Below are 22,670 nucleotides of genomic sequence, written 5' to 3'. Positions count from 1 at the left end.
ATCACACCAACCGCTTGATCTGCTTATGCCGCCACACCAAGCGGTAATAGGCTATCTGCAACACCAGCATCGCCAGGTAGGTCACCGGAAATGCCATCCACACCCCTTCCAACCCGAAGTGGGCGTTGAACAGATAGGCCATTGGCAGTTCCACGCCGAGCACGCAGAAGATCGAGATCGCCACCGGCATCAGCACCACGCCGCTGGCGCGCATGATGCCGCCGATCACCGCCTGGAAGCCAAATACCAGAATGCTCCAGAGCATGATGTGCAGCAGGTGTTCGGCCCGCACCCGTGCGCTGTCGTCGGTGATGAACAGGCCCAGCAACCAGTGGGATAGCCCATAGCCGAGCACGATCAAGCCACCGGTGAGGCACAGGTTGATCACCAGCCCAGTGCGCAGGATCGGCCCGATGCGCTCCAGGCGCCCGGCGCCAATCGCCTGGGCGCCGAGGATCGAGGCGGTGATGGCAATCGACAGCGCCGGGAACTGCACATAGTTGACGATCTGCGTCACCGCGCCATAGGCCGCCGTGGCCTGGGAGCCGTGGCCGTTGATGAGGGCCAGGATGACCAGCTCCGACAGCGATAGCACCACCATCTGCAAGCCCGTCGGCAGGCCGATGCGCAGGACTTTGCCGAGGATGACGCGGTCCAGGCGCAAGGCGGCAAGCAGCTCGCGGTCTGGCGCCATCACGTGGTTTTTGTGCCGCAGGCGCAGGATCAAAAACAGCATCGCCAAGGCGTTACCCACCAGCCCGGCATACACCGCACTCTGGATGCCCATGGGCGGCAGGCCGATCCAGCCACGAATCAGCGCAGGCGTCAGCAGCAAGCCCACCAGGGTGGAGACCATCAATGCCAGCAAAGGCGAAATCGTGTCGCTGACCCCGCGCAGCAGTTGGGTATACAGGATGAACACCAGCAGCAACGGCATGATCAACATCATCATCTGGGCGTAGCCCACCGCGTCGTCGAGCACGTCCACCGGGGTGCCCAACGCTTGCAACGCCGGGCGCGCAAACAGGCTGCCCAGCACGGCGGCGGCCAGGCCCACCAATGCGCCCAGGGTCAGGGTGGCACCGGTGATCGCCTTGACCATCCCGGTCTCCTGGGCGCCCCATGCCTGGCCGATCAGTACCGAGGCGCCCGCCCCCAGGCCGATCACCAGAGCGATGAAGAAAAACACGATGGGAAACATCCCCGACACCGCAGCCAACGCCTGGGTCCCAAGCATTTGCCCAACGTAAATGCCGTTGAGGGTACCGGAAAAGCTTTGCAGGAAATTGGACAGCACCATCGGTGCCAGGAACAACAGGTAGATTTGCCACAGCGGACGTTGCAAAGGGTTTTGCATGAAAAACGGGGCCTCGAATGACGAAAGCGTCTCAGGGTTATACCGTAACTGGATCCAATATGCTGTTGTGAAGGCTCGGGTTAACCCCCAAAGGTCTGCGAAGGCCTGCGCAACGTCGGATCAAACGGATTGAGGCGCGGCCCGATGGCCGCCGCCTCGCGTTTGAGCAACTCCACCACCATCGGCAAGCGGCTCGGCCCCAGGCGGTCGCTGATGGTCGCCACGCTCAATGCCGCGACCGCGTACCCGTCGCGGTTGAGGATGGGCACCGCCAGCCCCGCCATGCCTTCCAGCACACCAGTGTTGCGTGCCGCATAACCCAGGTTGCGCACGCTCTCCACTTCGGAGCGCAGCAGCACTTCGTCATACAGGTGGAAGTCCTTGAGCCGTGGCAGGTTGTAGCGGATCACCGTCTCGCGCTCTTCTTCCGGCAAAAACGCCAGGATCGCCAGGCTGCCCTGCCCCACGCCCAGGGCCACGCGCCCACCGATATCGCCGGTGAAGGTACGGATCGGGTACGGGCCCTCGCTGCGGTCCAGACAAATGGCGTCAAAGCCTGAGCGCGCCAGCAGAAACAGCGAGTCCCCCAGCGACGCGCTCAGGCGCAACAGGCTGGGGCGCACCAGGTCGCGCAGGTTGCCGGTCTTGCCTGCGTTGGCCGCCAACGCGAAGAACTCCAGGCTCAGGCGATAGCGTTTGCTGCGCGCATCCTGCTCAACCATGCCTTCGTCCATCAGGCTACGCAGCAGGCGATGGGTGGTGGGTTGGGACAAGCCCACCTGTTGGGCGAGCTGGGTAACCCGCTCGCCACCCTCCGGTACCTCCCCAGCGCTCGCAGCACGGCAAACAGCCGGGACACGCTGCCCGCACCGATATCCTTACCGTCGTTATTCCGCTCAGTAGAATTCATCACACCTAATCTCGCTAATAATTCTGCTCAATGAATAAATCTTAAAATAGTAGTCCGCTGAGTGAAATTCTATCTTCCACCCATCCTAGTCTTCGTCCTAATCTGCGTCCACAGGGGCGAAATGAACAACAACCGGCAGCCGACTTGAGATCGAGCGCCAACGCACCGGCACCACTTTTCGCATCTGCCCAAAACAAGAAAGCGCGTATTTGACGCGACTGAATAAAGGTGGAAAGCAGACATGGCATTTCTCCAACTCAAGGCCTTGAGCAAACGCTATGGCGCCGTCGACGCGGTGGTCGCCACTGATCTGGCGGTGGAACAAGGCGAGTTCGTTTCCCTGCTGGGCCCTTCAGGCTGTGGCAAGACCACCACCCTGCAAATGATCGCCGGTTTCGTCGACGTCAGCGGTGGCCAGATCCTGCTCGACGGTCGCGACATTACCCACGCCAAACCCGCCAGCCGTGGCCTGGGCGTGGTGTTTCAGAGCTACGCGCTGTTCCCGCATATGAGCGTGCGCGACAACGTCGCCTTCGGCCTGAAGATGCGCAAGGTGCCAGCGGCCGACATCGCCACCCGCGTCAACAGCGTGCTGGAGCTGGTGCGCCTGGCTCAACATGCCGAGCGCTACCCCCGCGAGCTGTCCGGTGGCCAGCGTCAGCGCGTGGCCCTGGCCCGTGCGCTGGTGATCGAACCGCCGGTGTTGTTGCTCGATGAGCCGCTGTCCAACCTCGACGCCAACCTGCGTGAAGAGATGCAGTTTGAAATCCGGCGTATCCAGTGCGCGGTGGGCATCACCACTTTGATGGTGACTCATGACCAGGCCGAAGCCCTGTCCATCAGCGACCGCGTGGTGGTGATGCAGGCCGGGCGTGTGACCCAGATCGACGCGCCCTACAAGCTCTATGAACACCCGCGCACGCGCTTTATCTCGGACTTCGTCGGCAAGGCCAATCTGCTGGCCGGCGACTACGACGCACTCGGCATCCCTCAAGTGCGCCACGACGGCGGCGCAGGTGAACTGACCCTGAGCCTGCGCCCGGAAAAAATCCAACTGGTGGACGCGGGCACCGGGCGCATGCAAGGCGCAGTGCTGGACCGCTACTTTTTCGGCAGCCAATGGCTGTACCGCGTCCACACTGCCCTGGGCGAAATTACCGTGGTGCGCAGTAACGACGGTAGCGCGCCCTTGGCTAACGGCGCGGTGGTGGGCCTGCAATGGCAGGCCGATTTGCTGCGCGTACTGGCGGCCGATGAGGTGCACCCATGAGTCGCGGCTACCTGCTCTCGCTGCCGGCGCTGGTGCTGTTTGCCGGGCTTTTGATCATACCGCTGGGCCTGACCCTGGTGCTGTCGTTCAATGTGTTCGACTACCAAGTGGGCGTAAAGGCCGATGAGTGGACCTTGGCCCATTACGCGGCGCTGTTGAGCGACGCCTACTTCTACGAGATTTTCTGGCGCACCTTCTGGATCAGCGCCCTGGTGACACTGCTGTGCGTGGTGATCGGCGTACCGGAGGCCTACATTCTCAGCCGCATGGGCACGCCATGGCGCTCGATCTTCCTGATCGTGATCCTCACGCCGCTGCTGATTTCGGTGGTGGTGCGCGCGTTTGGCTGGAGCCTGCTGCTGGGTGCCGACGGGCTGATTAACCAAATGATCCAGGCCCTCGGCGGCAGTCCGGTGAAGCTGCTGTATACGCCATTCGCGGTGATCATCGCGTTGGTGCACGTGATGCTGCCGTTCATGATTATCCCGGTGTGGACCTCGCTGCAAAAACTTGACCCGTCGGCCGAACAGGCGGCGTTGTCCCTGGGCGCCAGCCAGGCCACGGTGATGCGCAAGATCGTGCTGCCCCAAGTGATGCCCGGTGTGCTGTCCGGCACCTTGATCGTGTTCGGTTTGGCTGCCAGCTCCTTTGCGATCCCCGGCCTGCTGGGTGGGCGGCGCCTGAAGATGGTCGCCACCGTGGTGTATGACCAGTACCTCTCGGAACTCAACTGGCCCATGGGCGCGACCCTCGCGGTGGCGCTGCTGTTGGTCAATCTGCTGATCATGCTGAGCTGGAACCGCATGGTCGAAGGCCGCTACAAAAAGTCCCTGGGGGTTTAAGCGCATGTCTAGAAACGGTCCTTTGGCCCTCGGTTTCCATGCCATGGTGGTGCTGTTCATGATGGCGCCGTTGGTGGTGGTGTGCCTGGTGGCGTTCACGCCAGAGAACACCTTGAGCCTGCCCACGTCGGGCTTCTCCCTGCGCTGGTTTCGCGCGGTGTTCGAACGCGCCGACTTTATCCAGGCCTTCTATAACAGCCTGATCCTGGCCTTCACCGCCGCCACCCTGGCGACCCTGATCGCGGTGCCGGCGGCCCTGGCGATCAGTCGCTACTCGTTTGCGGGGCGCAACTTCTTCAGTGCGCTGTTCCTGTCGCCCATCATCATTCCGCACCTGGTGCTGGGGGTGGCGATGCTGCGCCTGTTTGCGCTGATGGGCGTGAACGGCAGCTTTACCTGGCTGATGCTCGCACACGTGGTGATCATCACCCCCTATGTGTTGCGCCTGGTATTGGCGGCGGCCATTGGCATTGATCGCAGTGCCGAGCAGGCCGCCGAATCCCTCGGCGCTGGGCGCTTTACGCTGTTCCGGCAGATCACCTTGCCAATGATTTTGCCCGGTGTGGCCGGTGGGTGGTTGCTGGCGTTCATCAACAGTTTCGATGAAGTGACCCTGTCGATTTTCGTCAGCTCGCCGGCCACGCAAACCCTGCCGGTGCGCATGTACGTGTACGCCACCGAGTCCATCGACCCGATGATGGCGGCCGTGTCGGCGCTGGTGATCGCACTGACGGCAGCGACCATGATTGTGCTCGACCGGGTCTACGGCCTGGACCGCGTGCTGGTGGGGAAACACTGATGGCCTTGTTCAAGCGACTGAGCGAAACCCAACGCCCTGCCCTGGCCTTCACCCTCGACGACCAGCCCGCCACGGGGTTGCTCGGCGATACCCTGCTGACCGCCATACTGACCTGCGCCGAGCACCTGCGCAGCAGCGATTTCAGTGCCGAGCGCCGCGCCGGGTTTTGCCTGATGGGCGCGTGCCAGGATTGTTGGGTGCGCCTGGCCGATGGGCGACGGGTGCGCGCCTGTTCGACCCTGCTGGAAGAAGGCCAGGCGATCAGCCGTGATCCGGGGCGCCAGCCATGAAGCCGGTAGTGATAGTGGGTGCAGGCCCGGCGGGGATCAGCGCGGCGCGCACCTTGCTCGACCATGGCATCACACCGTGCCTGGTGGATGAGAGCCCGCGCGGTGGCGGGCAGATTTATCGGCGCCAACCCCCAGGGTTCCAACGCACCGCCCGGCAGATCTACGGGTTTGAAGCGCGCAAGGCCCAAGCCGTGCACCAAACCATGGATGAACTGGCAGCGCTGATCGACTACCGGCCGGACACCTTGGTGTGGAATGCCGAGGACGGTCGCTTGGACATGCTCAATAACGGGCGCGCCGACAGCCTCGAATACGCGCAGGTCATCGTCGCTACCGGCGCCACCGACCGCATCCTGCCGGTGCCAGGCTGGACGTTACCCGGTGTCTACAGCCTGGGCGCGGCGCAGATCGCCTTGAAGTACCAAGGCTGCGCGATTGGCGAACGTGTGGTGTTTTGCGGCTCCGGGCCGTTGCTCTATTTGGTCGCTTACCAATACGCAAAGGCCGGTGCCAAGGTGCTGGCGGTGCTCGACAGTGCACCGCTGAGCGCCCAATGCCGTGCCTTGCCGGCGCTGCTCAGGCAACCGGCGACCCTGGCCAAGGGCATGTATTACCGCGCCTGGCTGACCGCCCACGGGATTCCCGTGCATCAGGGCGCAATGCTCAAGCAGATCGATGGCGACCAACGGGTACGCGGCATTCGCTGGGGCGACCAGACCCTGCCATGCGATGCGGTGGCCTTCGCCCACGCCCTGCGCAGCGAAACGCAACTGGCCGATCTGCTCGGCTGTGAGTTTGCCTGGAACCCCCTCAACCGCGCCTGGCTGCCGCAACGTGACAGCGCCGGGCGCAGCAGTGTCGAAGGGGTGTACCTGGCGGGCGACGGCGCCGGAATAATGGGCGCCGATGCTGCGCAAATGGCCGGCGAGTGTGCTGCGCTGGCGCTGCTGGAGGACACCGGTGTCGTGGTCGATCAGCGCCGCCGCGTCGCGCTGGAACGGCAGTTGGCGCGTATCCAGCGCTTTCGCCAGGGCCTGGAAACCGCCTTCCCCTTCCCCGAACACTGGGCCGCGCAGGCGCCCGATGACCTGATCTTGTGCCGCTGCGAAGAGGTCAGCGTCGGCGAGGTGCGCGCCGTGGTGGATGAAGGCCACTGGGAAATCAACCGGGTCAAAGCCCATTGCCGCGTCGGCATGGGCCGCTGCCAGGGGCGAATGTGCGGGTTGGCGGCGGCGGAAATCGTGGCCGAGCGTAGCGGGCGTGACCTCCCCCAAGTTGGGCGCTTGCGTGGCCAGGCACCGATCAAGCCGCTGCCGTTTGGCGTGCAGGTGCAGCCATGATCGACGTCATCGTCTTGGGGGGAGGCATCGTCGGGGCTTCGGCGGCCTTGATACTCGCCCAGAAAGGCCAGCGTGTGGCCCTGGTAGAACGGGATTTTTGTGGCTCGCATGCAAGCGGCGTCAATTACGGCGGCGTGCGGCGCCAGGGGCGGCCCTTGCATCAGTTGCCGCTGTCGCAACGCGCCCATCAACTGTGGGCCGACCTGCCCGGGTTGATTGGTATCGAGGGTGAATACGTGCGCTCCGGGCATTTGAAGCTGGCACGCAGCCTTGGGGATTTTGCCGCACTGCAAGCCTACGCCGAGCAGACCCGTGGCTTCGACTTGGGCTTGCAGCTGCTGGACCGCAGCGAGTTACGCAGGCGTTTCCCCTGGGTGGGCGACGTGGCAGTGGGCGCCTCGTTGTGCCCCGATGACGGGCATGCCAACCCGCGCCTGGTGGCCCCGGCCTTTGCCCGTGCCGCCCAGCGCCATGGCGCTGCGGTATACGAGCAAGCCGAAGTAATCGGCATCGAGCACGACAGCCGGCTGTTCCAGGTGCACTGCGCCAACGGCCTGCACTTGCAAGCGCCGTGGCTGCTCAACTGCGCGGGCGCCTGGGCCGGCAAGGTCGCCGCGCAATTGGGCGAACCGGTGCCGATCATCTCGGCGCACCCGGCGATGCTGGTCACCGAGCCGCTGCCGGGGGTGATGACCGTCAGCACCGGCGTCGAGGGTGGCGGCATCTATGCGCGGCAAGTCGCCCGCGGCAATTGCATCCTCGGCGGCGGGCGCGGCTTTGCCCTGGGCCCGCAGCAGGCCAGGCCGGGCCAGGCGGCGGTGCTGGAGATTCTGCGCAACGCCGGCGAACTCTACCCGTTTCTCCAGGGTGCCCAGGCCATTCGCACCTGGAGTGGCACCGAAGGTTACCTGCCCGACCACGAACCGGTGATCGGCCCCAGCAGTACCCAACCTGGGCTGCTCCACGGTTTCGGCTTTGCCGGTGCCGGGTTCCAGCTCGGCCCCGCCGTCGGTGAAGCCTTGGCAGAGATCGTCTGCGACGGCGCCAGCCGCCAACCCATCGAAGCGTTTTCCATCCGTCGTTTCCAAGCCTGAGAGGAAAAACCCCATGCAATCACGTCTCGCGTTGTCCTGCTTGTCCCTCGCCTTGCTCACCGGCACGGCCCATGCCGCCCCCACGCTGTACCTGGGCATGAACGGCGGCACCATGGAACGGGTGTACGCCGACAAGGTGCTGCCCGCCTTCGAAAAGGCCAATAACGTCAAGGTCGTGATCGTACCTGGCACTTCCTCGGACATCCTCGCCAAGGTTCAGGCCAACAAGGCCAACCCGCAGATGCATGTGATGTTCCTCGACGACGGCATCATGTACCGCGCCATCTCCATGGGCCTGTGCGACAAGCTCGCGCCGAGCCCGCCGCTGGAACAGATCCCGGTCAAGGCCCGAATCAAGGACGAAGCCGTGGCCGTGACCCTGGGCGTCACTGGCCTTGGCTACAACGCCAAGATGTTCAAGGACAAAGGTTGGGCCGCGCCCACCTCATGGATGGACCTGGCCGACCCGCGCTTCAAGGACAAAGTGGTGTTCCAATCCCTGGCCTCCTCCACCTTCGGCCTGCATGGCTTCCTGATGTTCAACCGCATCCAGGGTGGCGATGAAACCCATGTGGAACCGGGCTTCAAGGCCTGGCCTAAGACCGTTGGCCCCAATGTGCTGGAATACATCGCCAGCTCCGCGAAAATCTCCGAGATGGTGCAGACCGATGAGGCCGCGATCTTCCCCCTGACCCCGACCCAGGTCGCCACACAAAAGCTGCTCGGCATACCGATGGAGTACGCGCAGCCCAAAGAAGGTGCGGTGGTGCTCAACGTGGCCGAATGCGTGATCGCCCGCAATGACGAGCCGGAACTGGCGCAGAAGCTCGCAGCGTTCTTGCTGACCGCCGAGGCCCAGGCGCCGGCGTTGGAAGAAGGTGACCAGATCCCGTCGAACCCGAGCACCCCCACCACCGATAAAACCCGTGCGCGGGTGGAAGCCATGCAGGGTTATCTGCAAACGGCCATTTCGATTGATTGGGACCAGGTCAACCAGGCACGGCCAGAGTGGAATGCGCGGTGGAGTCGCTCGATTGAACGTTGAGGCTTAGCCCTGCGCAATCAGGGCCAGTTCTTCGCGGGTGCGGCTGATGTGTGCACCGGCCTTGAGCAATTCGTCGACGGCCTGTACACCGCCCTCCTCGCTGATGCTGCGGCACGCCGGCAAATGCAGAACAACGTGCAAGCCGGCCTTGAGCAATTGCAACGCGGTAGTCTTGACGCAGTAGTCCAGCGCCAAGCCGCCGACGATCACACGAACCACGCCGTGGGCCTTGAGGTACTCGATGACGCCAGTGGACAGCTTGTCGTGCAGGTCGTGATAACAGGCGCCATAGGGGTGCAGGTCGGGTTCGACACCTTTCCAGATGAAGTAGTCGTAGTCATAGGGCGCGGGCAACTCATCGAGCAGCGTGAACCCCTCAGTGCCCGGCACGCAGTGGCTGACCCAAGTCACATCGGCATGGACCAGGCCGGTGGGTTGCAGCATCTCGCTGTGTTGCGCGACCACCCAGGGCGCGTGGGGGGTGTGGGCGTCCTTGCTGCCAATGCGGTGGCCGGCGAGGCTGGCCATGTAGTTGAGTTCGGCACCAATGCGGTCGCCTCCGGCTACCGGCAATTCGTTGGGGCATAAAGGTGTGAAGCTCTTCTGGGCGTCGACGTCGAATGAAGCGAGGGCGGCTTTCGAAAGGCTCATGGTCGTTCTCTGGTGGTCTGCACGTACGACCGCCTCAGGGCGAGCGTAGAGAAGTTGAAGTATGGGGTAGTTTACTGCGTGGATCGACGCGTTGCTGACTCACCCTATTCTCAAGAACGCTGAAGTTCAAAGGTGGGCTTGCCTGCGATGACCATAGGTATCTACACAACGCTGTAACGGTGGACGGTAACCACGATGCGAAGCGAGTCGCTCTTGATCTGCTTTTGATCTTAGGCGCCCCGTTAAACCACGCTGGCCGAACGCAGGCTTGAATTCGTGGGTAACCCGGCAGGACGCCGGGTTAGCCGCCCCGCGCCATGGATGGCGCGTGGCGGCGGCCCACGGATTCAAGCCTGTGTTCGGGCACACCGAGCCCAAGCGAGGTGCCGAGTGGTGGGGCAAGGGCGTTTTGCTTACTTTGCCGCTTTTGCAAAGTGAGCCGCCGTCAGGGCGGAACCCTAAGTGGCCGTTACCGCAGCAATGGATATGTACACAATCCAACTGTGTTGACTGCCAGGACGCCTTCGCGAGCAAGCCCGCTCCCACAGGTTGATCGTGGGGTGCCAGGTAGATAGGTGGCGGCTCTCAGGCCGCTATCGCAGGCAAGCAAGCTCCCACAGTTGGGTCAGCGTCAAACACTAGTTCATCCAATTGCCGCCATCGACGTTATAGGTCTGGGCCACCACATAGTCGGCCTCCGCCGACGCCAGGAAGATCGCCATGCCGGTCAGGTCTTGCGCCGTGCCCATCCGCCCAAACGGCACCTCATCGCCTACACGCTTTTTCTTCTCGCCAGGCGCCAGCCCTTCATGCCGGGCGAACAACGCATCCACCCCATCCCAATGCTCGCCATCCACCACACCAGGAGCGATAGCGTTAACGTTGATACCCTGCTTGATCAGGTTCAACCCCGCCGATTGCGTCAGGCTGATCACCGCTGCCTTGGTCGCGCAGTAGACCGCCACCAACGGCTCACCCCGCCGCCCGGCCTGGCTGGCCATGTTGATGATCTTACCGCCATGCCCCTGGCTGATCATCTGTCGGGCTGCGGCCTGCAGGGTGAACAAGGTGCCGGCAACGTTGATCGAGAACAGCCGTTCAAAGCTGTCGCGGGTGATGTCAACGATGGGGGCCAGGTCGAACAGGGCCGCGTTATTGATCAGGATATCGAGCTTGCCGGCGTGGCCCACCACGGAGGCGATGGCCGCGTCAATGGAGGCTTGGTCGGTGACGTCCATCGCTACGGCGTAAGCCTGGGGGCCCAGCTCAGCGGCGGTGGCCTGGGCCCTTTGCAGGTTGATGTCGGCGATGGCCACGGTGGCGCCTTCTGCGATGTAAGCCTGGGCGAACGCACGGCCAATGCCCCGCGCCGATCCGGTGATCAGCGCGCTTTTGCCTTCGAGTCGTTTCATGGGAGGGTCCTGTAAAGGTTATTGCCGGTAGCCGGTGAGCGCCGCCCAGAACAGCTTGCCGACCTTTGTTGTTGAGCCTCGATTACAGCAGCTTGGCCTGCCGTCTCACAAACGACTGGCGAAGGCTCGGCTGATACTTTTTTAACCTGTGAGCCAGGATCAAAAAAGTATCAGTCGCAGGCGAAACCGGGGCTAGCGCACCGATTGCCAGTGCGGGTATTTTGGGGCGATTGCACCCCACAAGAGGCAGCACCATGCCCATCAGCCCCGCCACCCTGTTCGAGCACCGCCCTGCGGAGCTTGAGGTGATCCTGCCCGAACCGGAACATGGCTTTCGCTGGTTCGAACATGACTATCCCTATGAATTGGCGCGCTGGAACCATCATCCTGAATTCGAAATCCACCTGATCCGCCAAGGCAGCGGCAAGCTGGTGGCGGGCGACTATATCGGTGCGTTCGGCGCCGGGCATGTGGCACTGATCGGCCCTGACCTGCCCCACGACTGGATCGGCGACCTGGCCCCCGGCGAACACCTGCACGGGCGCGATGTGGTGCTGCAATTCGACGGCGCCACCCTCCTCGCCCTGCGCACCACCCTGCCTGAGCTCGGTGATTTACAGCCACTGTTTGAACGGGCGCGCCGGGGCATCGAATTCACCGGCGAGACCGCAACGGGCGCGGCACGGCTGATGAAGGCCATCGGCAGCGCCCAGGGCTTGCAACGCCTGACCCTGTTCCTGCAACTGCTCGACACCCTGAAGAATGCTCCGCCTTCACAGGCCAAAACCCTGGCCAGCCCTTGCTACGCACCCACTTTGGACGCGCGCAGTGCCCAACGCATCAACAAGGCGCTTGACTACCTGATGCGGGAACTGACCGGCGATGTACGCCTGTCGGACATCGCCCGGCAACTGGACATGAGCGAACCCGGCTTTTCGCGGTTTTTCAAACGCAACACCGGCCACGGCTTTATCGACCTGATGCGCAAGTTCCGCGTGCAGCGTGCCTGCCGCTTGCTGTTGCACAGCCAGATGTCAGTGGCGGACATCTGCTTTGAGGTGGGCTACGCCAACCTGTCGAATTTCAACCGCCACTTTCGTATCGAAATGCACCAGACGCCGAGTGAGTACCGGCGGCAGGCCGCACTTCAAGTATTCAACTGAGCCAGTGCCCGTTGTGCCAGGCGAGCAACCTGCAACTCATTCATGGCACGCTCGCGCTCCTGGTCTTCCAGAAACCAGGCGGCGGACAACCCGGCATGAGCCACTACCCATTGCAACAATCGCGGACGCGAGAGGCTGGCCGCCTGGGCGATAACCCCAACCTGGCGGCTGAAACGCAGCGGGTCGCTACTGGTCGGCAAATCCGGGTTGCAGATCAAATTAGCGTAATCGTAACCGCGCTCGCCCATCACCCGCTTGGGATCAATCGCCAGCCAGCCCCGCGGGCCAAAATCGAGGATATTGTCGTGATGGCAATCACCGTGCAGTACCACCACCTCCTGTTGCGCAGCCAGCAATGTGCGGGCCATCGTCGCGCAGTCGCGTAAGGCGCCGCCCTCCTGGTCGGCGGCGTGCCACAAGGAGCTGAACCACTCATCCAGCCCAACCAACCCTTCAGGCGGCGACGCACGAGGCGCATGCAACCGGGCCAGGGTGGCGCAGGCTATCTGGCTGGCTTCATCGTCCTGGCCATTGAGGGCCATGCGCATCAAGGAACCTGGCCCCGTGGCGCGCTCCATCAACACGGCGGTGTGGTCATGGGCGAATACGCGTGCCGCGCCGTCACCTGCCCACCAGCTCAACAGGCGGCCGCCGAGTTTTTCTTCAGGGGTATGGGCAATTTTCAGCATCGCCGGCACGCCTTGCCAGCGCACCGGCAAGAGGTGGCTGCCCGGTGTGACGATAGGCTCTCCATCGGCACTCAGGTGCCAGGCACGCAGGTAGTGTTCGAACATCGGGTTCCTCCACAGGGTTAGCGCGTCAGGATGACAGAAAACCCACTGTTTTCCTGACCAAAGCGTCGGCAAATTCGTCTTTTTTCTAAACAGTTCAAGCCATTGACCCAAGTTGGTACAGCCTATGCAAACGTTTGCGGAACGAACTTGACCGCCAAGTTCACTCCTACCCGTCTGATCGGGCTTAAACCGCGTAAGAATAAGGACTTTCAATGCACCCCACCTCAAAGCCTCGCGCTTGTCTTGGCGTTTCGTTGCTACTGGCCGCCGTTACGGGAGTACTCAGTGCACCCATTTTGGCGCAGCAAAAGCCCGTGGATGACTCAGCACAGGGCGAAACCCTCAGCCCTGAAGCCAACCCGCCGACGAAAAAAGGCGTCTATTTGTCCGAGTGGTTCAACCAGGACCTCACGCTGATCGGCAGCAAAGACATCAGTTTCGGCCCCAAGCCTCAAGATGACATCTACTTGGAATACGAGTACTTCGGGCGCAAGGGTCCCTTTGAGTTGTACGGCTATATCGATGTGCCGAAGATCCTCACCATCGGTAACAGCAATGACAAAGGCGTGTGGGACCATGGCTCGCCGGTGTTCATGGAGCATGAACCGCGGATCTCCATCGACTACCTCGCAGGACGCAGCCTGGCGTTCGGCCCGTTCAAGGAATGGTATGTGGCCTTTGACTGGATCTACGACCACGGCAGCCGCAAGGAAAATCGCGCCAACACCCTGTACAGCGGCCTGGGCACCGATATCGACACCCACTCGCGGGTCAACCTGTCGGCCAACTTCTATGGGCGCTACCAGTGGGAAAACTATGGCGCCAGCAATGAGTATTCCTGGGACGGCTACCGGGCGCAGATGAAGTACATCGTGCCCATCGGCAAGTTCGACAACGGCGCCTCGCTGACCTACATCGGTTTTACCAACTACGATTTCGGCTCGGACCTGCACAAGGACAACCCGGCGCGCACCGCCAATTCCCTGGTGGCCACCAACGTGTTGCTGTACTCGTTTACCCACCTGCGCTTTACCCTGGTCGGCCGTTACTTTCACAACGGCGGCAACTGGGAGGACGGCAGCGAGTTGAATTTCGGCGAAGGCAACTTCCGTGCACGCTCCGACGGCTGGGGTTACTACGCCGGCGTGGGCTACCAATTCTGATCAAGGAGCTGTAGATGAACGCATTGACCCGTATCTCGCTGGCCGCAGGCCTGGCCCTATTGCCCCACGTGGTGCTGGCGGATAACCCGGCGCCGATCAAACCCAAGGTGATGCTGATCACCATGTTCGCCCCCGAGGCGCAAACCTGGATCGACCGCCTCGAACTTAAACAAGAGGTACGCGTTCCGGGCTTGTCCGCCGAATACCCGGTGATTCGCTGCAACGCCCAGGACGTGTGCCTGCTGGTGACCGGCATGGGCCAGACCAACGCGGCCGCGTCTACCCTGGCCCTGGCCTTGTCGCCCAAGTTCGACCTGCGCCAGAGTTACTTCCTGGTCGCCGGGATCGCCGGTATCAGCCCCAAGCACGGCACCATCGGCACCGCCGCCTGGGCTCATTACCTGGTGGAGTTCGGCACGCAGTGGGAGCTGGATTCACGGGATGCACCCAAGGACTGGCCGACGGGCTATATCGGGATCAACACCAAGGGCCCCAACGAAAAACCCCCGCTGGACTACAAGACCGAAGTGTTTGAGCTCAACCAAAAGCTGCAAGCCAAGGCGTTTGCCTTGTCGCACAAGGTGGAACTGACAGAAAGCAAAGAGTCCGCCGCCTGGCGCAAACACTACCCCGCCGCCCCCGCCAACCAGCCGCCGCAAGTCACGCGTTGCGACACCCTGGCGGGCAACACCTGGTTTTCCGGTACCCGGTTGAGCGAACGTGCCGAAGTCTGGACCAAGTTGCTCACCGACAACAAAGGCGAATACTGCACCACCCAACAAGAGGACAACTCCACCTACGAAGCGCTGCTGCGCGCCAGCCGCGAAGGCTTGCTGGATATCCAGCGTCTGGCCGTGGTGCGCGCCGGCTCCGACTTTGACCGGCCTTATCCGGGCTACAGCGAGGTAGACAACCTGCTCAAGTATGCGGACCAGGGTGGTTTTGTACCGGCGCTGGAAAACCTGTACCGCACGGGCAACCCGTTGGTCCAGGCGATTGTGAAGAACTGGTCGGCGTGGGAAAAAGGCGTTCCCGAAACCGAATAAAGATCAAAAAAATGAGGGAGCGGGCTTGCTCGCGAATGCAGAGTGTCAGTCGATATATAGGTGACTGATACACCGCATTCGCGAGCAAGCCCGCTCCCACATTTTTGATCCCATCAAGGCAGGAAAATGATTTTGTCCGGGCTGCCACTATTTACTTGTTCATAGCACTGAACACCCTCCACCAACGCCACTTCACGTAATCCCGTAGGCAGCGGCAACAGGCCTTCATCAAAGAAGCGCCCAAACGCCTCCAACATCACCGCGCATTGTTCGCAGCTATAAAGCAACGAGTTAACCCCCACCACCGAACCACCCTTGCGGTACAGTGCCAGGGCCGGTAACTGCACGTGGCCGTCAACCGGGGCGGCGATGATCGCAATGCGGCCGAACGGTGCCAGCCCCGCCACCGCGGCAGGCAGCCAGAAACCGGTGGTGTCAAAGATCACGTCGGCGCCGCCCTTGAACACAGCCTGCACTTGCGCGCCCAGCGCCTCTGGCTTGCCCAAGGCAATCGCGTCCAACCCTTGAGCCTGCAACAACTCGAGCTGATCGGCCTTGCGCACAGCCGCCAGCACCTGCGCGCCGCGTATCTTCGCCAGCGCCAGCGCCGCACTGCCGACCGCACCGTTGGCGCCAATCACCAGTAAGCGCGTGCCCTGGCCAACGCCGCTGCGTTCCAGGGCATCCCAGGCGGTGGTGTAGGGCACGCCGAGGCTGGCCGCCTGGGCAAAGCTCAAATGCGCGGGTTTGTGCGCCACGCCCTTGGCGGATACGCGCAGGTATTGGGCATGGGAACCGTCAGCGAAAAAACCCACGTCGCGACCGGTGCCCCAGACTGCCTGGCCGAGCAATGCTTGCGGCCCCTCCACCACCACGCCGGCAAAATCACGCCCTGGGATGCGTGGCAGCGTGGTGTAGGGGAAGCGGCCAAGCACGTTTTTCACGTCGCTGGGGTTCAGGCCCGCAGCGTTAATCTGCACCAGCACTTCGCCGGCAGACGGCACCGGCACGGGCACCTCCACCAGGCTCAGGTGGGCGAGGTCGCCGGTGGCGGTAAATTGCAGTGCGTTCATCGAGGGCATCCGTCGAAGGGAAAAGGGATCAGGACAACCAACCACCGACCAACTGTCGCGCCATGGGCCAGAGCTTTTCGCCGAGCAGCATGCCCATCAGGCCGACCAGTGCGATAGCGGGCGGTGCCGGTGAACGGAAGTCCAGCGCGCCGTAGATCACGCCGACAAACAGGCCGATGGCCAAGGAAATCAAATAGCTCATGAAGGCTGCGCCCGGTGGATTGATGGGCTCAGTCTAGGGCGCGCCTACCGTGGGTATCGGCCAAGTGCTTCAGGATTTCGGCCAACTCCGGTACTGGGACGGCGACACGCCCAGTTCGCGTCTGAACATGTCGCTGAAGCTGCTGGGCGAGTAACCCAGGGTGCGCGCTATGCCGCTCACCGGCTGGCCTTGGATCAACTCCGCAGCCGCCGTGGCCAACTGCACCTGACGGCGCCACTGGGCAAACCCCATGCCCAGGTGCTGCTGGAACAGCCGCGCTAAAGTGCGCACGCTGGCGCCCGCTGCCTCGGCGTGCTGTTCGAACGGGATGTCCAGGGAAGGCGCAGCCATGACCGCCTGGCACGCATTGATCAGCCGACGATCCGCCGCCACCGGCATGGCAATGCGGATAGACGAGCGACGTGCGCGTTGCAACTCCAGCAGAGCCAGGCCTACGACAGCCTCGTAGTAGGCCGCATCGCCGTGATCGCCCTGCTCCACCAAGGTCACGATCAACTCCCGCAACAAGCGACCCACTTCGATGACCTGCACCTGGCTGTCCAGCGTCGCCGCCAATGCCGGGCGCAGGTAGATATTGCGCATTTGCAAATCGGAGACCACGCGGATCCCGTGTTCCACCCCCGGCGGCAACCACACCGCGCGCTGGGGCGGCACCACCAGGGCTTCGCGTGGCGTCTCGACCCACATCACCCCGCTCATGGCGTAGAGCAGTTGGCCCCAATCGTGGCTGTGCGGCTCTACGTACAACCCACGCGGGTAGGTACGCGCCAACGGTTGCACGGGAACGGCGTGATCAGTGAGGTCGGGAGGCGCGGCCAGGGCCATGGCGGGTACACATCAATCAAGGATGGGCTGCCATGGTAAAGACTGGCCGCGGGCAAGCGAACTGTTTTTACTCACCCTGCAGGCACCGGGTATCCGGGCCCGCAGGTCAATGCTGTCAACCGTGGGCCGACTTGGCACATTCGCAACCCGTTGCGGCGGCGCAGGGTTCACCGTGAGCATGGTGCTCGGCACAGCCCTGGCAGCAATAGCCCTTGCCGTCTTTCATGATTGCGTCAGCGCCCAATACACATTTGCAGTGAGGGCAAGCACAGGTTTGATCTGGCATGGTCAGACTCCTTTTTCATGGTCGTCCGGTGCGGCGAGCGCCACACCTTAAGCAGTGACCCTGAGCAAGCAAGCATGGTTCAGCGCCGTCAGTCGGCCCGGCGGCTATTGCTGCGGTACATGAACACCAACGCCAGGGCGAGCAACAGCATGGCGAGGATACGGCTGCCCGACAGCTCGATCGCCGGGTTGCCCAGCCAGCCAAAGTTGTCGATCAACATGCCCATGCCCAATTGCCCGACAATCACCGCCACCGTGGCGACGGCCGTGCCGACCACAGGCACCGCGCCGACCATCACCATCATGTACACCACGCCAAACAGGGCACCGGTCAATTGCCACTTGGGCACCTCCAGCAGGCTGACGGCCTGGGCCGGCTCGAAGAAAAATATCAACAACGCCGTGGTCAGCGCGCCCACCGCGAAGGTCAACAAACTGCTGCGCAATACCCCCACAGTCTGACCCAGACGCCCGTTGATAGCGGCCTGCACACTCAACACCGCACCCGCTGCAATCACCAGCACCAACAACATAAACAGATTCATCGCCTTAACCTCGTGCAATCAGAATCAATGCCGCCACAATCAACGCCAACGCGATCCAGCGCTCACCATTGACCCGTTTGCGCGCCGTGCCGAACCAGCCGAAGTGGTCGATCAACACGCTCTTGCCCACCTGGCCCGAGAGGATCGCGATCATGGTCATCGCGATACCGATATGCGGTGTGGCCAGGGTTAGCACCACCACGTACATCGGCCCCAGAAACCCGCCGATCAGCTGCCAGCGCGGCAACTGCGTGAATGCCGGGCCCTTTTGCGGGCCGCTGAACAGCAGCAGTAAAAACAAAATCGCCGTGCCAACGCCAAAGATGCTCAACGTCGCCCACAAATGCCCGACCTGCGCGCCCAATGGCCCAAGCAAGCCGGCCTCCACCGACAGGCCCATGCCCGCCAGAATCACCAACGGCAACAGCAGCAGCCGTAAAAGGTTATTGCTCGGGCTGGCCTGCGCCAGCCCCTCGGTAGAACGTGCCTGCATACATCACCCGTGTATCAAGAAAGAAAAACATGGCGCGCATTATCCGGTGGCCGTCCTGTGCGATAAATGGGAGCATGCGGACAACACCTTTGCGCAAAACGCACAGCCTGGAGAGATGATGCAGGGCTTGAATGAACTGAGTTTCAAGGCGCTACGCCTGTTTGTGGCCGTGCTGGACCAGAGCAGCTTTTCTGAAGTGGCCCGCCGCGAAGGCCTGGCGCCCTCCTCCATTTCGCGGCAGATCCAACTGATGGAACAGGCCGTCGGCCAGCAATTGCTCTATCGCCATACGCGCGCCGTCAGCCCCACCGAAGCCGGCCGCCTGCTGGGCCGCCACGCGCGCTTGCTACTGGAGCAGTTGGAGACGGCGAACCAGGCCCTGCAAGAGCAAGACAGCGAACCCAGCGGCCTGGTGCGTATCAACGCGCCCATGGTGTTCGGCCAGCGCCACCTTTCACCCTGGCTGGGAGCGTTGTGCCGGCGCTACCCGAAGTTGCAGCTGGATATCCAGCAGACCGACACCTTCGTCGACCCGCTGCAAGATGGCACCGACCTGCTGTTTCGTATCGGCGTGCTCAATGATTCGGGCATGCAGGCGCGCATCTTCGCGCCGCAACGCTTTCGTATCGCGGCCAGCCCTGCCTACCTGGCCCAGCACGGCACGCCGCGCCACCCCGACGAACTGGCCCACCACCACTGCCTGGCCTACAAAGGCATCACCGGCCAGCAGCGCTGGTTCTTCCGCCACGGCCAAGGCGACTGGACAGCCTACAGCGTCAGCGGCCCCATCACCGGCAACCACGCCGACACCCTCACCCACGCCGCCGAACAAGGCTTGGGCCTGGTGGTGTTCCCGTCCTGGCTGATTGGCGAAAGCCTGCGGGCCGGCACCTTGCAGGCGGTGCTGACTGAGTACGAGGTCGCGACAACCCTGGAGCCCCAACAGATCGCCGCCCTGTGGCCGGGCAGCAGGAGGCTGTCGTTGAAGGTGCGCACGGTGATCGACTATTTCGTGGAGTGTTTTGGGACGGTGCCGTATTGGGATCGGTGAGTGTGACCGCCCCCTGACGGAGCGCAAACTGTTCGAAGGCCGGGTTGAGAAAAAGAGCACTGACTCAACCCTGGCTCAGAACACCCACTGCCCAATCAACCACGCATTCGCCCCACTGATCACCGCGAACAGAAACCACGCCAGCAGCCGCGTGGGCAGCCGGTTGACGAAGGGCCCCATCAATTGCTTGTCGCCGGTCATGCGGATCAACGGGTACAGCGCAAAGGGCAGCTGCAGGCTCAGTACCACCTGGCTGAGAATCAGCAGCTTGCCGATGGCATCGTCGCCCATCAGCCATACCCCCAGGAACGCCGGGATCAGCGCCAGCCCGCGGGTGATCAGGCGGCGCTGCCAGCAGGGTATGCGCAGGTTCAGGTAACCCTCCATGATCACTTGCCCGGCAATGGTGCCAGTAAAGGTCGAACTCTGGCCCGAAGCCAGCAAGGCGATACCGAACAGGATGCTGGCGAAAGCACCGCCGACCAAGGGGTCGAGCAGGTGATAGGCGTCCTGGATTTCCACCACATCGGTATGGCCGGTCTTATAGAAGGCTGCAGCCGCCAGCACCAGGATCGCGGCGTTGACCAACAGCGCCAAGGCCAGGGAGCCGATAGTGTCGATACGCGCCAGCTTGACCGCGTCCTGCTTGCTCGCCAGGTCCTTGCCGATCAGGCGGGTCTGCACGATAGAGGTGTGCAAGTAGAGGTTATGGGGCATGACCGTCGCGCCGAGGATGCCGATGGCCAGGTACAACGGCGCCGCATCGCTGATGGCCGACAGTGAAGGGGTGAACCCGCTGAGCACATCCGGCCAATAGGGTTTGATCAGCACCAGTTCGATGAAAAAGCACACGCCGATGGTGGCGACCAGCGCCAGCATGATCGCTTCCAGGCGGCGAAAACCACGATTTTGCAGGGCCAGGATCAACAGCGTGTCGAATGCGGTGATGACAATGCCGGTGGTCAGTGACACGCCGAGCAACAGGTGAAACGCCAGGGCGCAGCCGAGCACTTCGGCAAGGTCTGTGGCGATGATGGAGATTTCCGCCAACACCCACTGGGTACGAGCAGAGCGCTGGCTGTAGCGCTCACGGCACAGTTGCGCCAGGTCCTTGCCGGTGGCGATGCCCAGCCTTGAACACAGGCATTGCACCGCCATCCCCGCCAGGCTGGCCAGCAGCACCACAAACAGCAGGCTGTAGCCGTAGCGTGAACCGGCTTCAATGGCCGTTGCCCAGTTGCCGGGGTCCATGTAGCCGATGGAGATCAACAGGCCGGGGCCAGCGAACATCAACACCCGTTTAAAAAACGAGGCCTTGGGATCAACAGCGACAGAGCCGGCCACTTCCGGCGGGCAAAACGGAGCGGTAGCGATTTTTGGCAGGCTGAATTTCACGCGCTATTCCAGGCAAATACACAAGACTTGGGCAGCAGCTTATCAGTCAGACGCGACCGTGCGCATCACCGTGTCCCGTGGCAGGTCAAACGCTTCCACCACTTGCACCACCAGGTCCAGTTCCTGGTTAAGCGCCTCGCGCTCCATGCGTTGGCGGATCACGCCGACCACCAGTACCGCCAAGGTCGTGATCGAATACGCCGGGCCGGAAAACGCCCGAACACCGCTGACCAGCAACATCGCCGCAGCCAGCGCCTGGCCCACCACCGGGATCGCCGTCGCCGCACCGCGCCGCAGGATAAACCCGGTCAGCCCGGCCAACGCCGTGCCGCTCAAGGCTGCGGTAGCCGAACGGCCCACATCCAGGCGGTTGAACAACCCCTGCTCTTTTTGCGCAGCCGCCTGGAGCTCGGCCTCGAACGCCTGACGATCAGCGCGGCTGAGTTTGTCCTTGTACTGCTCGATCAGTGTTTCTGCGACCTGCCCTTCGATCTCTGCCAGCGCCACGTGTTCAAGTGGTTGGTCGAACTTGATGCCCAGGCGTTGCGCCACGTCTTCGGCAATCTGGCGATAGCCCACGCCATGGCCACGAGCCAGGTTCATAAAGCTGTCGCCGCCCATGCGCTGCAACTCAATGGCCAGTTTCAACGGTTCGCGCACACTGGCATCAATCGCGGCACTGCGCTTTTGCGCCATCAGTTCGGCAAGAAACTTCAGCTCCTCCGGCCGCGCTTGCACCAATGCCGGGTACAGGTCCCCGTCCGCTTCGGCAAACCGCACGTCACTGCTGCGCGAGTCCACACGGATCATGCCGCGCCGCTCCTGCAGCAAATCGGTGTACTGCACCACCGTCTTCAACTGCGGCCAATAGGCGGCATGATCGAAGCTGGCCAGGTGCACATTGGTCACCTTGGCCTTGAGCGCGGGCGTCACGTCAATCGCATAGCGGCCAATGCAACGCTCGGTATCGGGCTTCATGGCCAGCGCCCAGTCCTTGCTCGAATGGCAGTTGATCAACCGCCCCTTCAGCGGCGCCGACACCTCGTCCCAAGGGCTCGAGGTACAGATCGCCCCGCCCATCAACAACAGGTTATTCAACGGCAGTTCGCGAGCGATCTCGGGGCTGGCCAGCAGGCTCTTGACCAGAATGCGCGCGCCCAGGGAATGGCCGATCAGGTTGATGCGCCGTACCGGCAGCGACTGGTCGTGCAGGTAGCCGGCCAGTTCGGGCAACAAGGTCTTGGCCACTTCATCCACCCGCGCCTCGACGCTTTTGTAATGATCAAGGAAATAGGCAATGGCCTTGCCCACGCCCACCGTCGCCGCGCCCAGGCCGCCACCGCCGAGCAATGAGGCGAGCACGTCCTTGAACGGTGCAAACAGGTTTTCCAGAAAATGCCCCGCCGGCCAGAACAGCATCAGGTTGGTCGAGCCTTCGATAGCCGCCAACTGTTGCTTGAAATTGCCCAGTTGCTGGCGGTTGAAGAACGCCGAGTAACCGTGAACATAGAGATTGAGCACATCCCCCTGGGGCTCGCCACACAGGACGAACGTGGGCTTGCGGGTGCGGTGCATTTCATCCCACTGGTGTTGCATAGAGCGGC

The 22,670-nt window shown here is 62.6% G+C and carries 23 protein-coding genes and 1 pseudogene; 11 read left to right on the top strand and 13 right to left on the bottom strand.

Translation table 11 applies throughout. The features are described from left to right. Position 1 precedes the first annotated feature (1 nt). Entirely contained in the window at positions 2 to 1,357 is a 1,356-nt protein-coding gene (locus MF6394_RS23030) for an MATE family efflux transporter (protein ID WP_047711101.1), read from the bottom strand. An 80-nt stretch (positions 1,358 to 1,437) separates the two neighbouring features. Then, positions 1,438 to 2,267 (bottom strand): annotated as a pseudogene (locus tag MF6394_RS23025) (IclR family transcriptional regulator). 241 nt (positions 2,268 to 2,508) lie between these two features. On the opposite strand from MF6394_RS23025, the gene MF6394_RS23020 reads away from it, so the two are divergent. From MF6394_RS23020 to MF6394_RS22990, 7 genes are read left to right on the top strand one after another with little or no spacing between them, the layout of a single operon-like run. Next, positions 2,509 to 3,537 (top strand): ABC transporter ATP-binding protein, encoded by a 1,029-nt coding sequence (locus tag MF6394_RS23020; protein ID WP_069558403.1) that lies wholly within the window; start codon positions 2,509 to 2,511, stop codon positions 3,535 to 3,537. Continuing rightward, on the top strand, positions 3,534 to 4,379 hold the full coding sequence (locus MF6394_RS23015) for an ABC transporter permease (protein ID WP_047711104.1): 846 nt from the start codon (positions 3,534 to 3,536) through the stop codon (positions 4,377 to 4,379). Before MF6394_RS23020 ends, MF6394_RS23015 begins: the two co-directional genes overlap by 4 nt. 4 nt (positions 4,380 to 4,383) lie before the next feature. After that, complete coding sequence (locus MF6394_RS23010; RefSeq protein ID WP_044274510.1) at positions 4,384 to 5,178, top strand: ABC transporter permease; 795 nt, start codon at positions 4,384 to 4,386, stop codon at positions 5,176 to 5,178. Then, positions 5,178 to 5,468 carry a (2Fe-2S)-binding protein gene (locus MF6394_RS23005; RefSeq protein WP_047711105.1) on the top strand — a complete coding sequence of 97 codons (291 nt, stop codon included), beginning with the start codon at positions 5,178 to 5,180 and terminating at the stop codon, positions 5,466 to 5,468. Before MF6394_RS23010 ends, MF6394_RS23005 begins: the two co-directional genes overlap by 1 nt. Continuing rightward, entirely contained in the window at positions 5,465 to 6,808 is a 1,344-nt protein-coding gene (locus MF6394_RS23000; protein WP_047711106.1) for an FAD/NAD(P)-dependent oxidoreductase, read from the top strand. The genes MF6394_RS23005 and MF6394_RS23000 overlap by 4 nt, the downstream gene beginning before the upstream one ends. Continuing rightward, entirely contained in the window at positions 6,805 to 7,902 is a 1,098-nt protein-coding gene (locus tag MF6394_RS22995; protein WP_047711107.1) for an NAD(P)/FAD-dependent oxidoreductase, read from the top strand. Before MF6394_RS23000 ends, MF6394_RS22995 begins: the two co-directional genes overlap by 4 nt. Before the next feature lie 13 nt (positions 7,903 to 7,915). Continuing rightward, complete coding sequence (locus MF6394_RS22990) at positions 7,916 to 8,947, top strand: ABC transporter substrate-binding protein (RefSeq protein WP_047711108.1); 1,032 nt, start codon at positions 7,916 to 7,918, stop codon at positions 8,945 to 8,947. Positions 8,948 to 8,950: 3 nt separating this feature from the next. On the opposite strand, the gene MF6394_RS22985 is transcribed toward MF6394_RS22990, so the two are convergent. After that, positions 8,951 to 9,598, bottom strand: a complete 648-nt coding sequence (locus tag MF6394_RS22985; protein WP_078467633.1) for an isochorismatase family protein — start codon at positions 9,596 to 9,598, stop codon at positions 8,951 to 8,953. 638 nt (positions 9,599 to 10,236) lie between these two features. Then, entirely contained in the window at positions 10,237 to 11,010 is a 774-nt protein-coding gene (locus MF6394_RS22970) for an L-iditol 2-dehydrogenase (protein ID WP_047711110.1), read from the bottom strand. 254 nt (positions 11,011 to 11,264) lie between these two features. On the opposite strand from MF6394_RS22970, the gene MF6394_RS22965 reads away from it, so the two are divergent. Further along, complete coding sequence (locus MF6394_RS22965) at positions 11,265 to 12,173, top strand: helix-turn-helix domain-containing protein (protein ID WP_047711111.1); 909 nt, start codon at positions 11,265 to 11,267, stop codon at positions 12,171 to 12,173. On the opposite strand, the gene MF6394_RS22960 is transcribed toward MF6394_RS22965, so the two are convergent. Continuing rightward, positions 12,158 to 12,967 carry an aminoglycoside phosphotransferase family protein gene (locus tag MF6394_RS22960; RefSeq protein WP_047711112.1) on the bottom strand — a complete coding sequence of 270 codons (810 nt, stop codon included), beginning with the start codon at positions 12,965 to 12,967 and terminating at the stop codon, positions 12,158 to 12,160. The genes MF6394_RS22965 and MF6394_RS22960 overlap by 16 nt on opposite strands. A gap of 212 nt (positions 12,968 to 13,179) precedes the next feature. Here MF6394_RS22960 and MF6394_RS22955 point away from each other — a divergent pair, with 212 nt between their 5' ends. Both MF6394_RS22955 and MF6394_RS22950 read left to right on the top strand, forming a co-directional pair. Beyond that, positions 13,180 to 14,130, top strand: a complete 951-nt coding sequence (locus tag MF6394_RS22955; RefSeq protein ID WP_078467631.1) for a nucleoside-specific channel-forming protein Tsx — start codon at positions 13,180 to 13,182, stop codon at positions 14,128 to 14,130. Positions 14,131 to 14,144: 14 nt separating this feature from the next. Continuing rightward, positions 14,145 to 15,176, top strand: a complete 1,032-nt coding sequence (locus MF6394_RS22950) for a purine-nucleoside phosphorylase (protein ID WP_078467630.1) — start codon at positions 14,145 to 14,147, stop codon at positions 15,174 to 15,176. Between the two features lie 113 nt (positions 15,177 to 15,289). On the opposite strand, the gene MF6394_RS22945 is transcribed toward MF6394_RS22950, so the two are convergent. The 6 genes from MF6394_RS22945 to MF6394_RS22920 all read right to left on the bottom strand — a co-directional run bounded on the left by MF6394_RS22945 (position 15,290) and on the right by MF6394_RS22920 (position 18,620). Then, positions 15,290 to 16,249, bottom strand: a complete 960-nt coding sequence (locus MF6394_RS22945) for a quinone oxidoreductase family protein (protein WP_078467629.1) — start codon at positions 16,247 to 16,249, stop codon at positions 15,290 to 15,292. A 28-nt stretch (positions 16,250 to 16,277) separates the two neighbouring features. After that, positions 16,278 to 16,451 (bottom strand): DUF1427 family protein, encoded by a 174-nt coding sequence (locus MF6394_RS22940; RefSeq protein WP_078467628.1) that lies wholly within the window; start codon positions 16,449 to 16,451, stop codon positions 16,278 to 16,280. Between the two features lie 69 nt (positions 16,452 to 16,520). Continuing rightward, a complete protein-coding gene (locus tag MF6394_RS22935) occupies positions 16,521 to 17,297 on the bottom strand; it encodes an AraC family transcriptional regulator (RefSeq protein WP_044274533.1) in 777 nt (258 codons plus the stop codon). Positions 17,298 to 17,412: 115 nt separating this feature from the next. After that, complete coding sequence (locus MF6394_RS22930; RefSeq protein WP_019816816.1) at positions 17,413 to 17,583, bottom strand: putative metallothionein; 171 nt, start codon at positions 17,581 to 17,583, stop codon at positions 17,413 to 17,415. Between the two features lie 88 nt (positions 17,584 to 17,671). Continuing rightward, positions 17,672 to 18,127, bottom strand: coding sequence for a DMT family transporter (locus MF6394_RS22925; RefSeq protein ID WP_044274535.1), 456 nt, complete (start codon positions 18,125 to 18,127; stop codon positions 17,672 to 17,674). 4 nt (positions 18,128 to 18,131) lie between these two features. Then, positions 18,132 to 18,620, bottom strand: a complete 489-nt coding sequence (locus MF6394_RS22920; RefSeq protein ID WP_069558749.1) for a DMT family transporter — start codon at positions 18,618 to 18,620, stop codon at positions 18,132 to 18,134. Between the two features lie 118 nt (positions 18,621 to 18,738). On the opposite strand from MF6394_RS22920, the gene MF6394_RS22915 reads away from it, so the two are divergent. Continuing rightward, positions 18,739 to 19,671: a LysR family transcriptional regulator gene (locus MF6394_RS22915; RefSeq protein WP_078467627.1), complete on the top strand. Its 933-nt coding sequence runs from the start codon at positions 18,739 to 18,741 to the stop codon at positions 19,669 to 19,671. A gap of 75 nt (positions 19,672 to 19,746) precedes the next feature. On the opposite strand, the gene MF6394_RS22910 is transcribed toward MF6394_RS22915, so the two are convergent. Then, a complete protein-coding gene (locus tag MF6394_RS22910) occupies positions 19,747 to 21,066 on the bottom strand; it encodes an Nramp family divalent metal transporter (RefSeq protein ID WP_054918680.1) in 1,320 nt (439 codons plus the stop codon). A gap of 42 nt (positions 21,067 to 21,108) precedes the next feature. Then, positions 21,109 to 22,662 (bottom strand): DUF726 domain-containing protein, encoded by a 1,554-nt coding sequence (locus tag MF6394_RS22905; RefSeq protein WP_069558752.1) that lies wholly within the window; start codon positions 22,660 to 22,662, stop codon positions 21,109 to 21,111. Between the last annotated feature and the right edge of the window lie 8 nt (positions 22,663 to 22,670).

This window comes from Pseudomonas sp. MF6394 (assembly GCF_002018845.1).
In the GTDB taxonomy this organism is placed as follows: domain Bacteria; phylum Pseudomonadota; class Gammaproteobacteria; order Pseudomonadales; family Pseudomonadaceae; genus Aquipseudomonas; species Aquipseudomonas lactis.
The sequence above is the reverse complement of the archived record's forward strand: the minus strand, read 5'-3'. Positions and strand labels throughout refer to the sequence as shown.